The sequence below is a fragment of the Sorangium sp. So ce296 genome, from assembly GCF_051529605.1.
Taxonomy (GTDB): domain Bacteria; phylum Myxococcota_A; class Polyangia; order Polyangiales; family Polyangiaceae; genus Sorangium; species Sorangium cellulosum_D.
The window spans coordinates 6062523-6078003 of the sequence record NZ_CP150325.1 but is presented as its reverse complement, the minus strand read 5'-3'; the positions used below and the strand labels follow the sequence as shown (position 1 = coordinate 6078003).

Sequence of the window (15481 nt, the reverse complement as noted above, 5' to 3'; positions counted from 1 at the left end):
GCCTCCGCCCCCGCGGCTACCTCGCCGCCGGCGCGCGCCCGCTGCCCGGCGGCGCCGCGGCCCCGGGCTCGCCCTTCGGGTCCAGGTTGATCTGGATCCGCGCGGGCGACTCCGACGTGATCTCCACCGTCTGCGAGACGCCGTCGCTCGACCGCGCCTCCACCACGAGCGACACCCCCGGCTTCGGCCGGGCGATGACCTGGCTGCCCACGCCGAGCACCACGCCGTTCAGCTTCACCACCGCGGCGCTCGGCTGGGTCTGCACCGCGATCGGATCCACGATGGGCCGCTGATCCCTCGGCCGGCTCAGCGCGACGAACATGAGCGACGCCACCGCGACGCCCGTCGAGACCGACGCCACGAGCCACGGCAGCGCCACCGGGCGCAGCGCGTCGCTGCCCGCGCGCATCAGCCCGCCGATCCCCCGCCGCGGCGCCGTGCGCGCGTTCCGCGAGCGGCCCTCCGACGGCGGCCCGACGCTCAGCGTCGCCCCCGGCTTCGGCCGCCACCCGGGGCGCTGCTGCGGGACGATCGCGTCCGCGATCCGCTGCCGCTCCTCCTCGAGCTTGTCCCCGCAGCGCGCCATCAGGAGCTCCGCCACGTGCGCGGTCGTGATCACGCCCGACCTGCGCATCAGGAAGTCCTCCAGCGCGCTCGCCATCTCGCCCGCCGTCTGGAAGCGCTGGTCCGGGTCGCGCGCGAGCGCCTTCAGGATGATCTCCTCGAGATCCCGCGGGCACTGCGGCGCGATCAGCGTGGGCCGCGGCGGCTCCGACGACCCGGTCTGCGGCAGCACGAGGTCGTGCAGCACCTGGAACGGGAGCGCGCCCGTCACCGCCTCGAAGAGCACCACGCCGAGCGAGAAGATGTCCGAGCGACGGTCGACCGGGTGCCCCTGCGCCTGCTCGGGCGACATGTACTCGCCCTTGCCCTTGATCTCGCCGGTCTGCGTCGTGTCGCCCAGCCGCTCGAACGCCTTCACGATCCCGAAATCGGCCACCTTCACCGTGCCGTCGCGATCGATGAGGATGTTCTGCGGGCAGACGTCCCGGTGCACGATGCCGAGCGGCACCCCGCGCTCGTCGTGGAGCTCGTGCGCCGCGTGCAGCCCGTGCGCCGCGTCGGCCACGACGCGCGCCGCCATCGCCGGGGAGATCGGCATCGGGCGCAGGCCCGGCCGGAGCAGCCGCTGCATCGTCTGCCCGTCGATCCACTCCATCACGAGGAAGAGCACGCCGTCGGTGTCGCCGAGGTCGAGGATCTCGACCACGTTGCGGTGATGGATCTTCGCGGCGAGGTTCGCCTCGTCGAGGAACATGCGCTGGAACTGCGGATCGCGCGCGAGCGCCGGGATGAGCGTCTTCAGCGCGACGACCTTGTGGAAGCCGCGGGAGCCCTCCATGCGCGCGGCCCAGACCTGGGCCATCCCGCCCTCGCCGATGAGGCGCAGAAGCTCATATCGCCCGAGACGCTGCCCCGGAGCGGGGTCCTCGGAGATCCGCATGGCTCACCAGACGCTTGTGCTCGGGGAGCCGCGCCCGCGGTCCCCAGGAGCAGCTCGGGCCGCGGGTCGCGGCCCCCTCTCTCCAGGCGCTCACCATAGCCAAGCGCGACCGCGCCGCAAAGGATCGTGTGGATCGAAGGCCGCCCGCGGCACCCCCGGACCGTCGCGCCGTCCCTCCTCCGGCCCCGCACCGCGCGTCCGACGCGCCGCGACGCCGCGCGCCCGGCGCCCGCGACGCCCCCGCGCCCGGCAGACTCGCCCGCGCCCGGCGGCCTCGATCCGCGTCGCTCCCCCGCCCTGCCCCTGCTATGGCCCGGAGCACGATGACGAACGAGAAGAGCGCCCCCCCGCCTGCCCGCGGGGGCCGAGCCCCCGCCTCCAAAGCCCTGTTCGACCGCGCCGCCGCCGTCCTGCCCGGCGGCGTGAACAGCCCGGTGCGGGCCTTCCGCGCCGTCGGCGGCGACCCCCTCTTCATCGCCCGCGCGCAGGGAGCGCGGCTGTTCGACGCCGACGGCGCCGAGTACATCGACTACGTCGGCTCCTGGGGGCCGGCCATCCTCGGCCACGCGAACCCCGCCGTGGTGGAGGCCGTCCGCGAGGCGGCCCTCGGCGGCCTCTCGTTCGGCGCCCCGACCGAGCTCGAGGTCCGCTTCGCCGAGAAGATCCGCGAGCTCTACCCGAGCATCGACATGCTGCGCTGCGTCTCCAGCGGCACCGAGGCCACGATGAGCGCCATCCGCGTCGCGCGCGGCTTCACCGGCCGCGACGCCATCATCAAGTTCGAGGGCTGTTACCACGGCCACGCCGACCACCTGCTCGTCAAGGCGGGCAGCGGGCTCGCCACCTTCGGCGCGCCCGACTCCGCCGGCGTCCCCGAGAGCGTCGCCCGCGCCACCCTCTCCCTGCCCTACAACGACCCGGCCGCCCTCGAGGCCGCCTTCGCGGCGCGCGGCGGCGACATCGCCGCGGTCATCCTCGAGCCCGTGGTCGGCAACATGGGCTGCGTCCCGCCGGAGCCCGGCTTCCTCGCCCTCGTGATCGACCTCTGCCGCAAGCACGGCGCGCTCTCGATCTTCGACGAGGTGATGACCGGCTGCCGCCTCGCCCGCGGCGGCGCGCAGGAGCGCTTCGGCCTCCGGCCCGACCTGACCACGCTCGGCAAGATCGTCGGCGGCGGCATGCCCCTGGCGGCCTACGGCGGCCGCGCCGACGTGATGCGCGTCGTCTCGCCGCTCGGCCCCGTGTACCAGGCCGGCACGCTCAGCGGCAACCCGCTGGCGGTCAGCGCCGGGCTCGCGACGCTCGAGCGCCTCACGCCCGAGCTCTACGCGCGGCTCGAGCAGCTCGGCGCGTCGCTCGAGCAGGGCCTCAGGGCCGCCGCCGAGGGCGCCGGCGCGACCGCGTGCGTCCAGCGGGTCGGCTCGATGATCACGCTGTTCTTCACGAAGGGCCCGGTCCGCTCCTGGGCCGACGCCGCGACCTCCGACACGAAGCGCTTCAGCGCCTTCCACGCGGGCATGCTCGCGCGCGGCGTCTACTGGCCCCCGTCGCAGTACGAGGCGGCGTTCCTGAGCGGCGCGCACACCGAGGAGGACGTCGAGCGGACCGTCGCCGCCTGCCGCGAGGCGCTCGCGGCCTGAGGCCGGGCGGGCCGGAACGGCGAGGGGCCGGCCGCCGCAGCGATCGGCCCCTCCCGCGAGCGCCCGCGCGGGCGGGCCCCGCGGCGCGCGTCAGTCAGTCCGCGCGCACCCAGCCGTTTCTATAGAGGTTGCCGCGGGCGGTCGGCCAGAGCAGGCAGTTCGTCGACGACCGCGGCACCGTGTACACGTACGTGTTCGGCTCCGGGGTCTGCCCGTCGATCCAGCCGATCTCGCGGAGCGACACGACGATCTCGATCGTGCCGTCGCCGTTCACGTCGGCGAGCGTGGGCACGGGCATCGCGCCGAGCCGCGGCAGCGGGATCTTGTGGAGGAGCTTACCGCCCGCGTTGAGGATGAAGAGGTGGCTCCTGTTCTCCTCGGTCGAGTAGGTGTTGAACACGACCTCGGGGATGCCGTCGCCCGAGAGGTCCCCGACCACGACGCCGCCCGTGAGCACCTGCGTGTCGTCCGTGTACTCGACGTCCCAGTACTCGCTCTTGTCGGCGTAGACCGCGTGGATCCGCCCGTCGAGGCCCGCGAAGATCATCTCGGGGCCGGGGTGCGTCGCGTTGAGGTCGGCGACGGTCACCTGCTGCGTCGCCGCCACGATGTTGCCGCCGAGGTCCTCGCCGCCGGACAGGTAGTCCGGCGCGTAGAACGGGCTCTCCCAGCCCGGGATGCGGCTCGCGTCGTTGCGGACCACCCACAGGCCGACGCCCTGGGACTGGTCCGACATGTCGACGTCCTCGGCCGCCGCGAGCATGATGACCTCCGGCGCGCCGTCGCCGTCCACGTCCGCGATCGCAGGGGCCGAGTTCTTGAAATAGGCCTGCAGGTCCCTGCTGTCGCCGAAGCCCTGCTGCGCGAGCGCGAGGTCGTGCATGTACCGCACGCCCGGCGTCTTCGGGCGGCCCTTGAACATGGGATTCGCGTCGAAGGCCTCCCCCGTGCCGTGGTAGAAGCCCGCATAGGAGTTGTCCATCGGCGAGACGATGTCCTGGGCGCCGTCTCCGTCGAGGTCGCCGATGGCCAGGTTCTGGTCGTAGACGCCCACGATCCAGCACTCGGCGTCGTCGCTGCGGCGGGCGTCGCACCCGATCGTGTTGCTCGCGATCGGCGGGAAGCCGGCGACCGGCGCCCCGCTCGCGTGGAACGCCATCAGGACGTCGGGGGTCCTGTCGGTGCTCGCGGCCACGACGTCGAGCTGGCCGTCGCCGTCGACGTCGCCGGCGGCGAGGGCGCGGATCTCGTCGTTCCAGACGACGGGCCAGCCGTCCACCACCCGGCCGCTCGCGTCGAGCATGTAGATCCGGGTGCGCGCCGCGATGACCACCTCGAGCTGCGCGTCGCCGCGGAAATCGGCGACGAGCGGGCTCGCCCAGATGCGGCCGTGCGCCCGCGACTCGTCGAACCGCCACTTCTGGGCGCCGTCGGGCCCCCAGGCGACGATGTTGCCGTTGTGCGTCACCAGGATCTCGTTCTCGCCGTCGCCGTCCAGATCGGCGACCGCCGGCGACCCGAGCCACGCGCTCTCGTCGTCGTCGGAGAGCTGGAGGAGGAGCTCCGGCTCCGCGACGTCGGCGGAGCCGCTGCCGGCCGGCGCGCACGACGCGACCGCCGGCAGCGGCTTGGAGCCCCCGGGCACCGGGCGGGGGTGGCTCCAGGAGCCGCTGCTGCCGCCGCCGTCGTCGTCGGGGAGGGTGCCGTCGACGTTGCCGAGCTGGCCCTCGCAGGCGGCAAGAGCGAGGACGCTGGTCAAGAGAGCGATTCTACCGGGAATTACAAAACCTCGGTTGCAGACAAAGGACTTCATCATGGCCTGGAAGCTTACCAGCGCTTCGCGGCCGAAGAAGAGGTGAAGCGGAAAATTGACGCGGTCGCGGATGCGCTGAACGGTGCGTTACGCTCCTCCTTCAGGAGGGGAGGTAGGCTGCATGTCCCCGACGTGGCGCGCGCTGGTGGACCTGCGGGTTGCCGGTATGGGTGCGGGTAGGTGCTGTGCTAGGCTCCGCCGCCATGAACGTATCGCGACGGCTTTGGATTGCCGGCGCCGCCTGTGCCCTGCTGCTGGGGACGACGGCGCTGGGCTGCAGCTCGAACCCCGCGCCGAAGACGGCCAAGGTGGAGGCCGGGGACATGCCCGAAGGAGGCGACTGGACGGGCGTCTATTACAGCGAGCTCTACGGGTACCTGCACCTCGTGCGGGACCCGAACTCCGACTCCATCGAGGGCCGCTGGCTCCGGCCCGTCAAGGATCGGTGGGGCGAGCTGCACGGGTCGGTGGCGGGCGACCTCATCAAGTTCACGTGGACCGAGCGCGTCATCGGCGCCATCGGGCCCAACTCGACCAAGGAAGGCCGGGGGTACTTCAAGTACACGCGGCCGGAGGGCGAGAACGTCGACGACAAGATCGTGGGCCAGATCGGCCGCAACAAGGATGAGGTCGGCGAGCCCTGGGAAGCGGTCAAGCAGCGCAACATGATGCCGGACCTGCAGTCGATCGGGGGCTCCGACAGCTCCGACATCGGCGGCGGCGACTGGGACAGCGACAACCAGGAGTCCGGGAAGCCCGAGCCGCCCGCCTCCCCCTCCGAAGAAGCACCTGCCGAGCCCCCCGGCCTCTGACATAACAGCCCCCGATGACCCAGCCGCAGCCGCGAGGCATTCAGTTCCGCGAACCCCCCATCTTCGAGCGAGGCACGCCGGGCAGGACCGGCGCGTCGCTCCCCCCGCTCGACGTGCCCGACGTCGATCCCGGCGCGCACTACGGCGCGCTCGCGCGCAAGGAGCCGGCCGGCCTGCCGGAGGTGAGCGAGCCGGAGGCCTTCCGGCACTTCGTCCGGCTCTCGCAGTGGAACTTCTGCATCGACGGGCAGATGTACCCGCTCGGGTCGTGCACGATGAAGTACAACCCGAAGATCAACGAGTGGGCCGCGCGGATCCCGGGCTTCGCGAAGCTGCACCCGATGACGCCCGACGAGCTCAGCCAGGGCTCGCTCGAGGTGATGTGGCGCCTGCAGGAGGCGCTCTGCGAGGTCAGCGGGATGGACGGCTGCTCGCTGCAGCCGTCGGCGGGCGCGCAGGGCGAGCTCGCGGGGCTGATGATGATGCGGGCGTTCCACGAGTCGAAGGGGCGCTCGCCGCGGAAGGTCTTCATCCCGGAGAGCGCCCACGGCACGAACCCGGCGAGCTGCGCGCTCAACGGGCTGGTCGCCGTCAGGATCGAGAAGACCGCCGACGGCATCACCCACCCCGAGCAGGTCCTCGCCGCGATCGAGCGCGAGGGGTCGGACGGCGACGTCTGCGGGCTGATGATCACGAACCCGAACACCCTCGGGGCGTACGAGACGCACCTGCCGGCGATCATCAAGCTCATCCACGACAAGGGGGGGCTCGTCTACGGCGACGGCGCGAACACGAACGCCATCATGGGGCACGCGCGGCCGGGCGACGTCGGGATGGACGTCATCCACATCAACCTGCACAAGACGTTCACGACGCCGCACGGCGGCGGCGGCCCCGGCTCCGGGCCGGTCTGCTTCAAGAAGCACCTGGAGCCGTTCCAGCCCTCGCCCGTCCTCGTGCGGCGCGGCGACGGGCTCGCGTGGGACCGCGATCGGCCCCAGAGCGTCGGGCGGCTCCGGGCCTTCACCGGCAACTTCGGGATGTTCATCCGCGCGTACACGTACATCCGGGAGATGGGCGGCGAGGGGCTCACGGCGGCGAGCAGCCTGGCCGTGCTGAACGCGCGCTACCTCTGGGCCAAGCTGAAGGACCACTACCTCGCGCCGGTGCCGCAGCCGTGCATGCACGAGGTGGTGCTCTCCGACAGCCAGATCGAGAAGGAGACCGGGGTCAAGACCCTCGACATCGCGAAGCGGCTGCTCGACTACGGCTTCCACGCGCCCACGGTCTACTTCCCGCTGGTCGTGCCGGGCGCCCTGATGATCGAGCCGACCGAGACCGAGACGCGCGAGACCCTCGACGAGTTCGCGGCCGCGATGCTGAGCATCCTCAAGGAGGCGCAGGAGACGCCGGACGTCGTGAAGCAGGCCCCGCACGGGACGGTGGTGGGCCGCCTCGACGAGGCCCGGGCCGCGCGCCAGCCGCGCCTGCGGTGGTCGAGGACGTGACCCTCCCGGAGGAGGCGGCCGGCGCGCGGCCGCCTCCGGCGGGCGGCGCCGGGCGGACAAGCGCTCCAAATTCGCGAATCTGCGCCGGTCGCGTCTACAATGAGCGCCGAGGGTCCGTGGTGCGGTACCTCACGGGACGAGCGACGCGTGGCCGATACCGTTGAGAACGAGGGCGACATCGAGACGATCAGCCAGACCACCCCGGTCTCGGTTGGAGACACCGTGCGCCTGGTGTTCCGCGCCTACGACGAGGCGACGCCGCCGTTCAACATCAAGATCCGCTCCCCCTCGGGGAAGATCATCATCGAGCGCGTGCTGCGCGACCTGCCCACGGGCAAGCCGCAGAGCGCGTCGCCGGTCGAGTTCAGCGCGTCGTCCCCGGGCGAGTACAAGATCGAGATCAAGCAGCTCTACGGGAAGCAGAAGGGCACGGCCGTCCTCCGCGTGAAGCCCTGACGGGCGAGCGCCTGTCCCAGGGCTATCTGGCGAAGCCCGGGATGAGCATGCTCGTCATGCGGTCGGGGCTCACGATGCCCTGCTCCTGCATCCAGCCGTTCGCGGCGACGACGGCGGCGCGGCCCTCGTCGCCCTGGAGCAGCTCGCCGTGGCGGCGGCGCGCCGCCGCGGCGTAGAGGGCCATGCCGGCGGCCTCGAAGCCGCGCACGGCCTCGGCGAGCTGCTGCGCCGCCGGCTCCGCCTCGCCTCGGGCGGCCGCGACCGCGGCGCGCACCGCCGCGGCGAACGGGTCGGCCCAGGGCATGTGCTCGGCCTCGATCTTGCGGGCGGCGCGCGTCGCCTCCTCGTAGAGCGGCTCCGCCTCGGCCGGCGTGACGGCGGCGGCGGCGGCCAGCGCGGCGCAGGCCCGGAGGTGGGTGATGATGATGCGCACGGCCTGGATGCGCAGGACCAGCGAGCTCTCGAGGCCCGCCCGCTGCTCGGCGAAGAGGCGGTGCGTGGCCTCGCCGTCGCCCCGGTACAGGCCGATGTGCGCGCGGGCGACGAGGTCGAAATAGCTCTGCAGCTGGAAGCCCGCCTTGGACCAGCTCCGGATCGCGTCCTGCGCCTGGCGCTGCGCGGCGTCGGGGTCGTCCTGCACGAGCCAGTAGGCGTTGCTCTGCGAAGAGCGCAGGCTCGTGGCGAGGTAACGGTCGCCGCGCTCGTCGGCCGCCTGCAGGTACATCGGGACCCGACGCATGAACTCGCGCGTCTCGCCGCCATACCAGAGCGCCCAGACCGAGAACGTGTGCGCCCAGCTCCGCTCCCACGTAACGCCGGTGCAACGCTCGCGAAAGATGACGTCCGCCCGATCGAGATCCGCCACGCCCTGGTGCCAGCGGCCGAACAGCGTGGACGTGACGCCGCTGACGAAGCCGACGAGGCCGAGCGCGTGAGGCCGGCCGATGCGCGACGCGATCGCGCTCGCCGTCGAGAGCAGGTCGGTCACGCGGGAGACGGACGGGCCGCCGTCGATCGCGAGGTAGGTCGCCTCGAAGGCGAGGGCGCGGGTCACGCGGTAAGGCTCCCCCGCCTTGAGCGAGAGCAGCAGGTTGCGCGCCTGGAAGTCGGCGCCGCGCGTGGGATCGACGATCGCGAGCCCCATCGCGGCCGACCAGCAGACGTCGATGCGCATGAGGTCCTCCGGCGCGACCTCGTCGGCCGGCCGCTCGACGAAATTCAGCCCGCGCAGGCGGACCTGCGCGCGCCGCAGCAGCAGCGACGCGACCGCGAGCTCCGGCGTCTTCGGCACCTGCATGCCCACCGCGCCGAGCACCGAGCGCAGGCCCGCCATGCCGGCGTCGACGTAGCCGGCGCGGAGGAGGTTCTCGGCGGCGCGGCGCCCGAGATCGATCGCCTCGGCCTCGGGGGCGCCGTCGCTCGCGGCCATGTACGCCTCCGCGGCCTTGGCGCCGCGGCCGGCGCTGCTCAGCGCGTCGCCGAGCTTGGCGAGCACGACCCGCCGCTCCGCCCCGCCGGGCAGGTGGAGATCGATCGCCATCCGGTAGAGGCGCGCCGCGTGGTCGAACGCGAACGCGGCCTCGGCCTGCTCGCCCGCGCGCACCGCGTAGCCGGCGGCGCGCTCGGAGTCGCCGGCGGCGCGCCAGTGCTCGGCCAGCGCCTCGAGCTCCGCGCGCCCCGAGGCCTCCAGCGCCAGCGCGAGCCGACCGTGCCAGCTGCGCGCCGTCTCCTCGTCGAGCCGGGTCGTGACCGTCTCCCGGATGCGGTTGTGAAACGGCTCGACGAACTCGTCCTGCCCCGAGCCGCCGGTCCGCAGGAGGTTCGCCGCGCGCAGCACCGAGAGCACCCGCGTGAGCTCCGCGAAATCCGCCGCCATGGCGTGCGCGGCCACCGACGTCAGCACCGGCGCGCCGGCGCAGACGACGAGCTCGAGCAGCTGGCGCGCCCGCGGGTCCAGCCGGCTGATCCGCGCCCAGAGGACGTCGTCGAGGCGCACCGGGCCGCCGTCGTTGTCCTGCGCCATCCGGTGGCGCAGCAGGGCGTCGATGAACAACGGGTGGCCGCCGGCCTCCTGCGCGATCGCCTCGATGCTGAGCGGCCGGCCGGCCGGCGCGCCCCGAAGCAGGAGCGCGCAGAGCTCCTGCGCCTCCGCGAGCGACAGGCGGTGGAGGATGATGTGCCCGAGCGCGTCGACCGGCACCCCGAGCTGCCGCGAGACCGGCGGCGCCGTCTCGGAGGCGGTCCGCACCGCCGCGACGAGCATCATCGCGCGCGGGCGCGCGGGATCGACGACGGGCGGCGCGCCCGCGCACGCGGGCCCGTCGAGGCCGGCGAACGAGCCCGGCCTGGCCGCGGCGCTGAGATCGGCCTCGGTCCACGGGCGCATCACCTCCGAGAGCAGCGCGACGCTGTCGGCGTCGGCCCACTGGAGATCGTCGATCGCGAGCACGAGCGGCCGCTCGGCCGCGAGCCGGCCGAGCAGCTCCCGCAGCGCGGCGAAGACGAGGGCGCGGATCTCGGGCGGGTCGATCGCCTTGCGCCGCGCGCGCGCCTCGGTGATGGCGGGGACCGTGCGGAGCACCGGGAACACCGTGCCGAGCAGGCCCGCGTTGGGCGGCAGGAGCGCCTTGACCTCCTCGGGCGGGCGGCGCACGAGGTGCCGGCTCAGCGCGTCGATGAGCTCGTCCACCGCCTTGTAGGGGACCGCCTCGCGCTCGTAGCAGCGCCCGGCCAGGACGAGCGCGTCCTTGTCGATGCGCTCGAGGAACCGGCGCAGGAGCGCGCTCTTGCCGACGCCCGACTCGCCCTCGAGGAACCGCGTGACGGAGCGGCCCATCCGCGCCTCGGCGAACGCGCCCTCGAGCGCGGCGAGCTCGCTGTGCCGGCCGACGAAGCCGATGCGCTGCGAGAGGACCGGCGGCTCCTCGATGAGCTCCTGCACCCGGAGCCGCCGCAGCACGTCGCGCGCGGTCGGGCGGGCGGCCGGGTCGATGCGGAGCATGTCCACGCAGAGCTCGTCGATGTCCGCCGGCATGTCCTCGACGAGCCGGCTCGGCGGCGGCGGCTCGGCCCGCCGCATCATGTCCATCGTCGCCTTGGGCGCCGTCTGGAACGGATAGACGCCGGTCAGGGCGAGGTAGAGCATGACGCCCGCGCTGTAGATGTCGGCCTCGGGCCCGGCCGACTTCCCCTCGGCCTGCTCGGGCGCCATGTAGTGGAGCGTCCCGACCACGGCCTGCTCGCGCCCCGGGCCGCTCGCGTCGGCGACGAAGCCGAAGTCGAGGAGGACCACCCGCTCTTCGGCGGTGACGAGCACGTTGGAAGGCTTGATGTCGCGGTGGACCTTGTAGGCCGCGTGCACCGCCGCGAGCCCCTGGGCGAGCTGGGCCACCGCCGAGCGGAGGCGGGCCTCGTGGAAGGGGCGCTTGATGCGGGGCAGTTGCTCGGGCGCGGGGCCTTGCCCGTGCCAGAGGGGGATCGACGGCAGGGTGGAGCGCCGCCCGCCGCCCGCGGGCTCGCCCCGCGGCCCGCCGTCGCCTTCCTCGTGGAGCCGCACGTGCACCACGAAGTCGACGCCCCGGATGAGCTCCATCGTGAAGAAGAGCTGCCCCTCTTCCTCGTGGAGCTCGCCGAGGCTGACCAGGTTCGGGTGCTGGATGTCCTGCAGCGAACGGAACTCGTTCTTGAACCGGAGGCGCGCCTCGGCGCTCAGATTGCGGAGGATCTTGAGCGCGACGCGCCCCTTCCGCTCGCGGTCGAAGGCCTCGTAGACAACCCCCATCCCGCCGACGCCCACGACGCGAACGACCTGGAAGCGACGCGTGCCTCCGAACTCGGGTCTCGCGTTCCTCAGGCCCATGCGTGGACCAAGAAATCACCGGCGCCGAGCGGTGGCAAGCTGCGCGTTGGGAGCGCGTTGGAAGCGCGGAGGATGCGCGCGGGACGCGGGTGGGAAGCGCGCGGGACGCGGGCGGGGAGCGCGCAGGATGCGCGCGCCAGCAGCGCGCGGGCGGCGCGGCGAGGGCGCAGGAGCCGCGCGGCGCGCGCCGGGCCCGCGCGGTGGCGCAGGCCCTGCGCGGCGCGCGTCCGGCCTGCGTGACGCGCGCGTCACGCAGCGAGCAGGATCGGCAGAAAGGTGGCACGCCCAGGGGAAGGGCGGTAGCGTACCCGGCCTGCGAGCGAAAAGAACCCGGTCCGGGGCGCGCCGCTCAGCCGGTCAGCCCGGCGCGCACCCAGTTGACAACGGGAGGGCATCATGGTCTGCGTAGTACGCTCCGAGGCTTCGGAAGCGGTTCCGAGAGCGCCACGCGCAAAGGGTTTGCTGGGGTGATCCAGAGGTTGAGAGACTTCTTCTCGTCGTCGGCGCGGCGCATCACGAGGCCCCCGAGCGAGAGCGCGGCCGAGAGCAACCCGGGATGCAGCCTCGTTGTAGAGAATGTCAGCAAGAGCTTCGGGAAGACACAGATACTGAACGACGTGTCGTTCAAGGCGGAGGCCGGCGAGTTCGTCACGCTGCTCGGGCCGTCCGGCTGCGGAAAGACCACGCTGCTCCGCATCATCGCGGGGCTCGATCGCTCCGATCGGGGGCGCATCCTCCTCGCGGGTAGGGCGGTTGACCACCTGCCGGCGAACCGCAGGCCGGTGAACACGGTGTTCCAGAACTATGCCCTGTTCCCGCATCTCACCGTGTTCGAGAACGTGGCCTTCGGCCTGAGGTCGCGCAGCATCCCTGATCCCGAGGTGCGCGAGCGCGTGCGCTCGAGCCTCTCGATGCTCAAGCTCGATGATCTCGCGGAGCGGTATCCGCACCAGATCTCGGGCGGTCAGAAGCAGCGAGTCGCGCTCGCGCGCGCGGTCGTCAACGAGCCTGAGGTGCTGCTGCTCGACGAGCCGATGTCGGCCCTCGACGCGAAGCTGCGCGCCGAGGTCCAGCTCGACCTGCGCCGCCTCCAGCGCGCGCTCGGGAAGACGTTCGTGCTCGTCACTCACGATCAGGACGAGGCGATGACCGTCTCGGACCGCATCGTGCTGATGAACAAGGGCCGCATCGAGCAGCAGGGCGCGACGGCCGAGGTCTACGAGCGGCCGCAGAGCCGCTTCGCCGCCGAGTTCTTCGGCGCGGCCAACCTCATCTCGGCGCAGCGCGTCGGCGCCACGCTCGTCTTCACGACGGTGGGCGCGCTGAGGGTCCAGACCACGCCTCAGTGGGAGTTCGGCACGCTCGCGATCCACCCCGAGTGGATCGAGCTCTGCGACAGCGAGCCGCCGGAGAACGGCGTGCGCGGCGTGGTGCGCGAGAGCTTCTACCGCGGCGACCACGTCGAGCTCATCATCGAGCCCGGGCCGCTGCGCGTGCAGCTCAGCCCCCGCTCAATGCTCAAGCCCGGCTCGTCCGTCTGGCTCGCCCTCCCCGCCGAGCGGCTCGAGGTGCTCAGTGACTGAGCCGACGGTCTGGTATGGCCAGCTGACGACGCGGCGGCGGCTGCTCGCGCGAGGCTTCATGCTCATCGCGGGCGGCGTCTCGTGGCTGTCCGTGTTCCTCCTCCTGCCGAGCCTCGCCCTCCTCGTCGTGTCGTTCGTGAAGCGCGACGCCGACGGCGCGCTGATCTGGGAGCTGACGCTCGAGTCGTTCGCGCGCATCTTCGGCTCCGCGTCGGGCGAGAACGCGCGCATCCTCATCCGGAGCATCGTCCTCGCGCTGGTCGCCACGAGCGCCTCCGTGCTCCTCGCATATCCGATGGGCTTCTTCATCGCCCGCGGCTCGCAGCGCCGGCGGTTCTTCTGGCTGGCGCTCGTCTTCGTCCCGCTCTGCACGAACCTCGTCATCCGCACGTTCAGCTGGAAGCTCCTCCTCTCGGCGCAGCTGCCCCCCGCCAAGCTCGCCGCGTCGCTCGGCTGGGTCGACCCCGGCCGCGACATCTACCCGAGCTGGGTCGCGGTCTCGCTCGGCCTCGTCGCGGCCTCGCTGCCGTTCGCGGTGGTCCCCCTCTACACGAGCATCGACCGCCTCGACTGGTCGCTCGTCGAGGCGGCGCAGGACCTCTACGCCTCGCGGCTCCGCGTCTTCTTCGCCGCGATCTTGCCCCAGACCCTCCCCGGCCTCAGCGTCGCCGTGATCCTGACGTTCGTCCCCGCGATGAGCGTCTTCGTGGTGAGCGACATGCTCGGCGGCGCGAAGCACTGGCTGATAGGCAACCTGATCCAGCACCAGTTCGGCCCCGGCCGGAACATCCCCTATGGCGCGGCGCTGAGCCTCCTGCTCATCGTCATGACCCTGGGCGGCGTCTCCCTGTATCGCCGCAACGGGCGCTCCGTGGAGATCTTGTGAACAGCGATCGCGGTCCCTGGCGCGCGCTGACGACGGTCGCCGCCTTCCTCGGCTTCGGGCTGCTCTACGTGCCGCTGCTCGCGGTGGCCATGTACTCGTTCAACGCCGCGGAGCGGGGCCTGGTCTGGACGGGCTTCTCGGTGCGCTGGTACGTCGATCTCTTCGCCGATCCCGAGACCAGCCGGCGCGCCCGGGAGATCCGCGAGGTGGCCGTGAATACCCTGCTGCTCGGCGGCGCCTCCACGCTCGTCTCGACCGTCCTCGGGACGCTGCTCGCGCTCGGGATGCGCTTTCCGTGGACGAGCTCCGTGAGCCGGCTGCTCGAGTCGATCGTGGACATCCCGGCGGTCGCGCCGGACATCACCTTCGCGGCGGTGCTGGTCATGGCGTTCAACCTGCTCCGCCGGGTGGTGGACTGGTTCGACCTGGGCATGACGACGATGATCATCGGCCACGTGACGTTCGAGATCGCGTTCGTCACGCTCATCGTCCGCAGCCGCCTCATCTCCATCGGACCGACGCTGAGCGAGGCCGCGATGGATCTCTACGCCTCGTCCTGGATCCATTTCCGGCGGGTCACGCTCCCCCTCCTCTGGCCGGCCATCGTGGGGGGCGCGATGCTCGCGTTCACGATGTCGCTCAACGACTTCGTGATCAGCTTCTTCACGTCCGGCCCCCGCTCGGTCACGCTCCCGCTCTTCGTCTATCACTCTCAGGTGCGGGGGATGCGGACGGACCTGTTCGCGATCTCGACGATCCTCGTGTTCGGGGTGATCGTGTTCATCATGGTGCTGGAGCGGCTGACCCGCTGGCGGAACGATTGAGCGGTCGCCCCCGCTCCACGGCCGAGCTCGAGTCGCTCCACCGCTGAGGGCCCGCGCCGCGCGAGCGCCGGCGCCTCACGATCGCTTATGGATGTGCGGCGGCGCGAGCCGGCGCGCTGCGGCTCGGCTCGGGCGCGGCGCGGCGCGCGAGCGAGCCCGAGCTCGGGCGCTTGCCTCCCGGCGCGCGGGAGCGCGAGCGGTTCCGGCGAGATCCGCGCGCGCGGCGAGCTCCGCGCGCTGGGCTCGACCGCGGCCCGCTCACGCTGTCACGCGGCCCGCGCAGAAGCGCCTACACAGCGGCGGCGACGTGGACGTGGGGGCGTCCGCCGCTTGTGCGAACAGGTTGGATCGGCTCACGGCTTACGGTAAGCTGACCCGGCAATGCGGCTGTTCGTCCGAAGCTCGCCGTGTCTCAGCGTGACTGCTGGGCCCCGGCGGACGGCGCCTTGCGCTCCACTACGACCGCTGGGAATCGAGATCGAAAGATGAGCTTTCGTCGTTCCGCACTCCTACTCATACTCGTTTCACTCCTCACATTCTCCGGTCGGCCTGCCTGGGCGGACGATCTGGCCGATGAGGCCGATCTACACTTCAGG

10 protein-coding genes are annotated in these 15481 nt (G+C 72.3%); 7 read left to right on the top strand and 3 right to left on the bottom strand.

The window, feature by feature from the left end:
* Positions 1 to 16 precede the first annotated feature (16 nt).
* Positions 17 to 1426: a serine/threonine-protein kinase gene (locus WME98_RS22605; protein ID WP_437953150.1), complete on the bottom strand. Its 1410-nt coding sequence runs from the start codon at positions 1424 to 1426 to the stop codon at positions 17 to 19.
* 401 nt (positions 1427 to 1827) lie between these two features.
* Here WME98_RS22605 and hemL point away from each other — a divergent pair, with 401 nt between their 5' ends.
* On the top strand, positions 1828 to 3144 hold the full coding sequence (gene hemL / locus WME98_RS22600; protein ID WP_437953149.1) for a glutamate-1-semialdehyde 2,1-aminomutase: 1317 nt from the start codon (positions 1828 to 1830) through the stop codon (positions 3142 to 3144).
* Between the two features lie 94 nt (positions 3145 to 3238).
* On the opposite strand, the gene WME98_RS22595 is transcribed toward hemL, so the two are convergent.
* On the bottom strand, positions 3239 to 4903 hold the full coding sequence (locus WME98_RS22595) for an FG-GAP repeat domain-containing protein (RefSeq protein WP_437953148.1): 1665 nt from the start codon (positions 4901 to 4903) through the stop codon (positions 3239 to 3241).
* A 257-nt stretch (positions 4904 to 5160) separates the two neighbouring features.
* On the opposite strand from WME98_RS22595, the gene WME98_RS22590 reads away from it, so the two are divergent.
* From WME98_RS22590 to WME98_RS22580, 3 genes are all read left to right on the top strand, one after another.
* Positions 5161 to 5769 (top strand): hypothetical protein, encoded by a 609-nt coding sequence (locus tag WME98_RS22590; protein WP_061622642.1) that lies wholly within the window; start codon positions 5161 to 5163, stop codon positions 5767 to 5769.
* Between the two features lie 14 nt (positions 5770 to 5783).
* Positions 5784 to 7277, top strand: coding sequence for an aminomethyl-transferring glycine dehydrogenase subunit GcvPB (gene gcvPB, locus WME98_RS22585; protein WP_437953147.1), 1494 nt, complete (start codon positions 5784 to 5786; stop codon positions 7275 to 7277).
* A 147-nt stretch (positions 7278 to 7424) separates the two neighbouring features.
* The gene (locus WME98_RS22580) at positions 7425 to 7733 is read left to right on the top strand and encodes a hypothetical protein (RefSeq protein ID WP_020742172.1); all 309 of its coding nucleotides are present in this window, start codon (positions 7425 to 7427) and stop codon (positions 7731 to 7733) included.
* Positions 7734 to 7755: 22 nt separating this feature from the next.
* On the opposite strand, the gene WME98_RS22575 is transcribed toward WME98_RS22580, so the two are convergent.
* Positions 7756 to 11592 (bottom strand): serine/threonine-protein kinase, encoded by a 3837-nt coding sequence (locus WME98_RS22575; protein WP_437953146.1) that lies wholly within the window; start codon positions 11590 to 11592, stop codon positions 7756 to 7758.
* A 479-nt stretch (positions 11593 to 12071) separates the two neighbouring features.
* On the opposite strand from WME98_RS22575, the gene WME98_RS22570 reads away from it, so the two are divergent.
* The 3 genes from WME98_RS22570 to WME98_RS22560 are packed head-to-tail and all read left to right on the top strand — an operon-like array spanning position 12072 to position 14885.
* Positions 12072 to 13175, top strand: a complete 1104-nt coding sequence (locus WME98_RS22570) for an ABC transporter ATP-binding protein (protein ID WP_437954017.1) — start codon at positions 12072 to 12074, stop codon at positions 13173 to 13175.
* Positions 13168 to 14061, top strand: a complete 894-nt coding sequence (locus tag WME98_RS22565) for an ABC transporter permease (RefSeq protein ID WP_437953145.1) — start codon at positions 13168 to 13170, stop codon at positions 14059 to 14061. Before WME98_RS22570 ends, WME98_RS22565 begins: the two co-directional genes overlap by 8 nt.
* Positions 14058 to 14885, top strand: coding sequence for an ABC transporter permease (locus WME98_RS22560; RefSeq protein WP_437335050.1), 828 nt, complete (start codon positions 14058 to 14060; stop codon positions 14883 to 14885). Before WME98_RS22565 ends, WME98_RS22560 begins: the two co-directional genes overlap by 4 nt.
* The last annotated feature ends 596 nt before the right edge of the window (positions 14886 to 15481 follow it).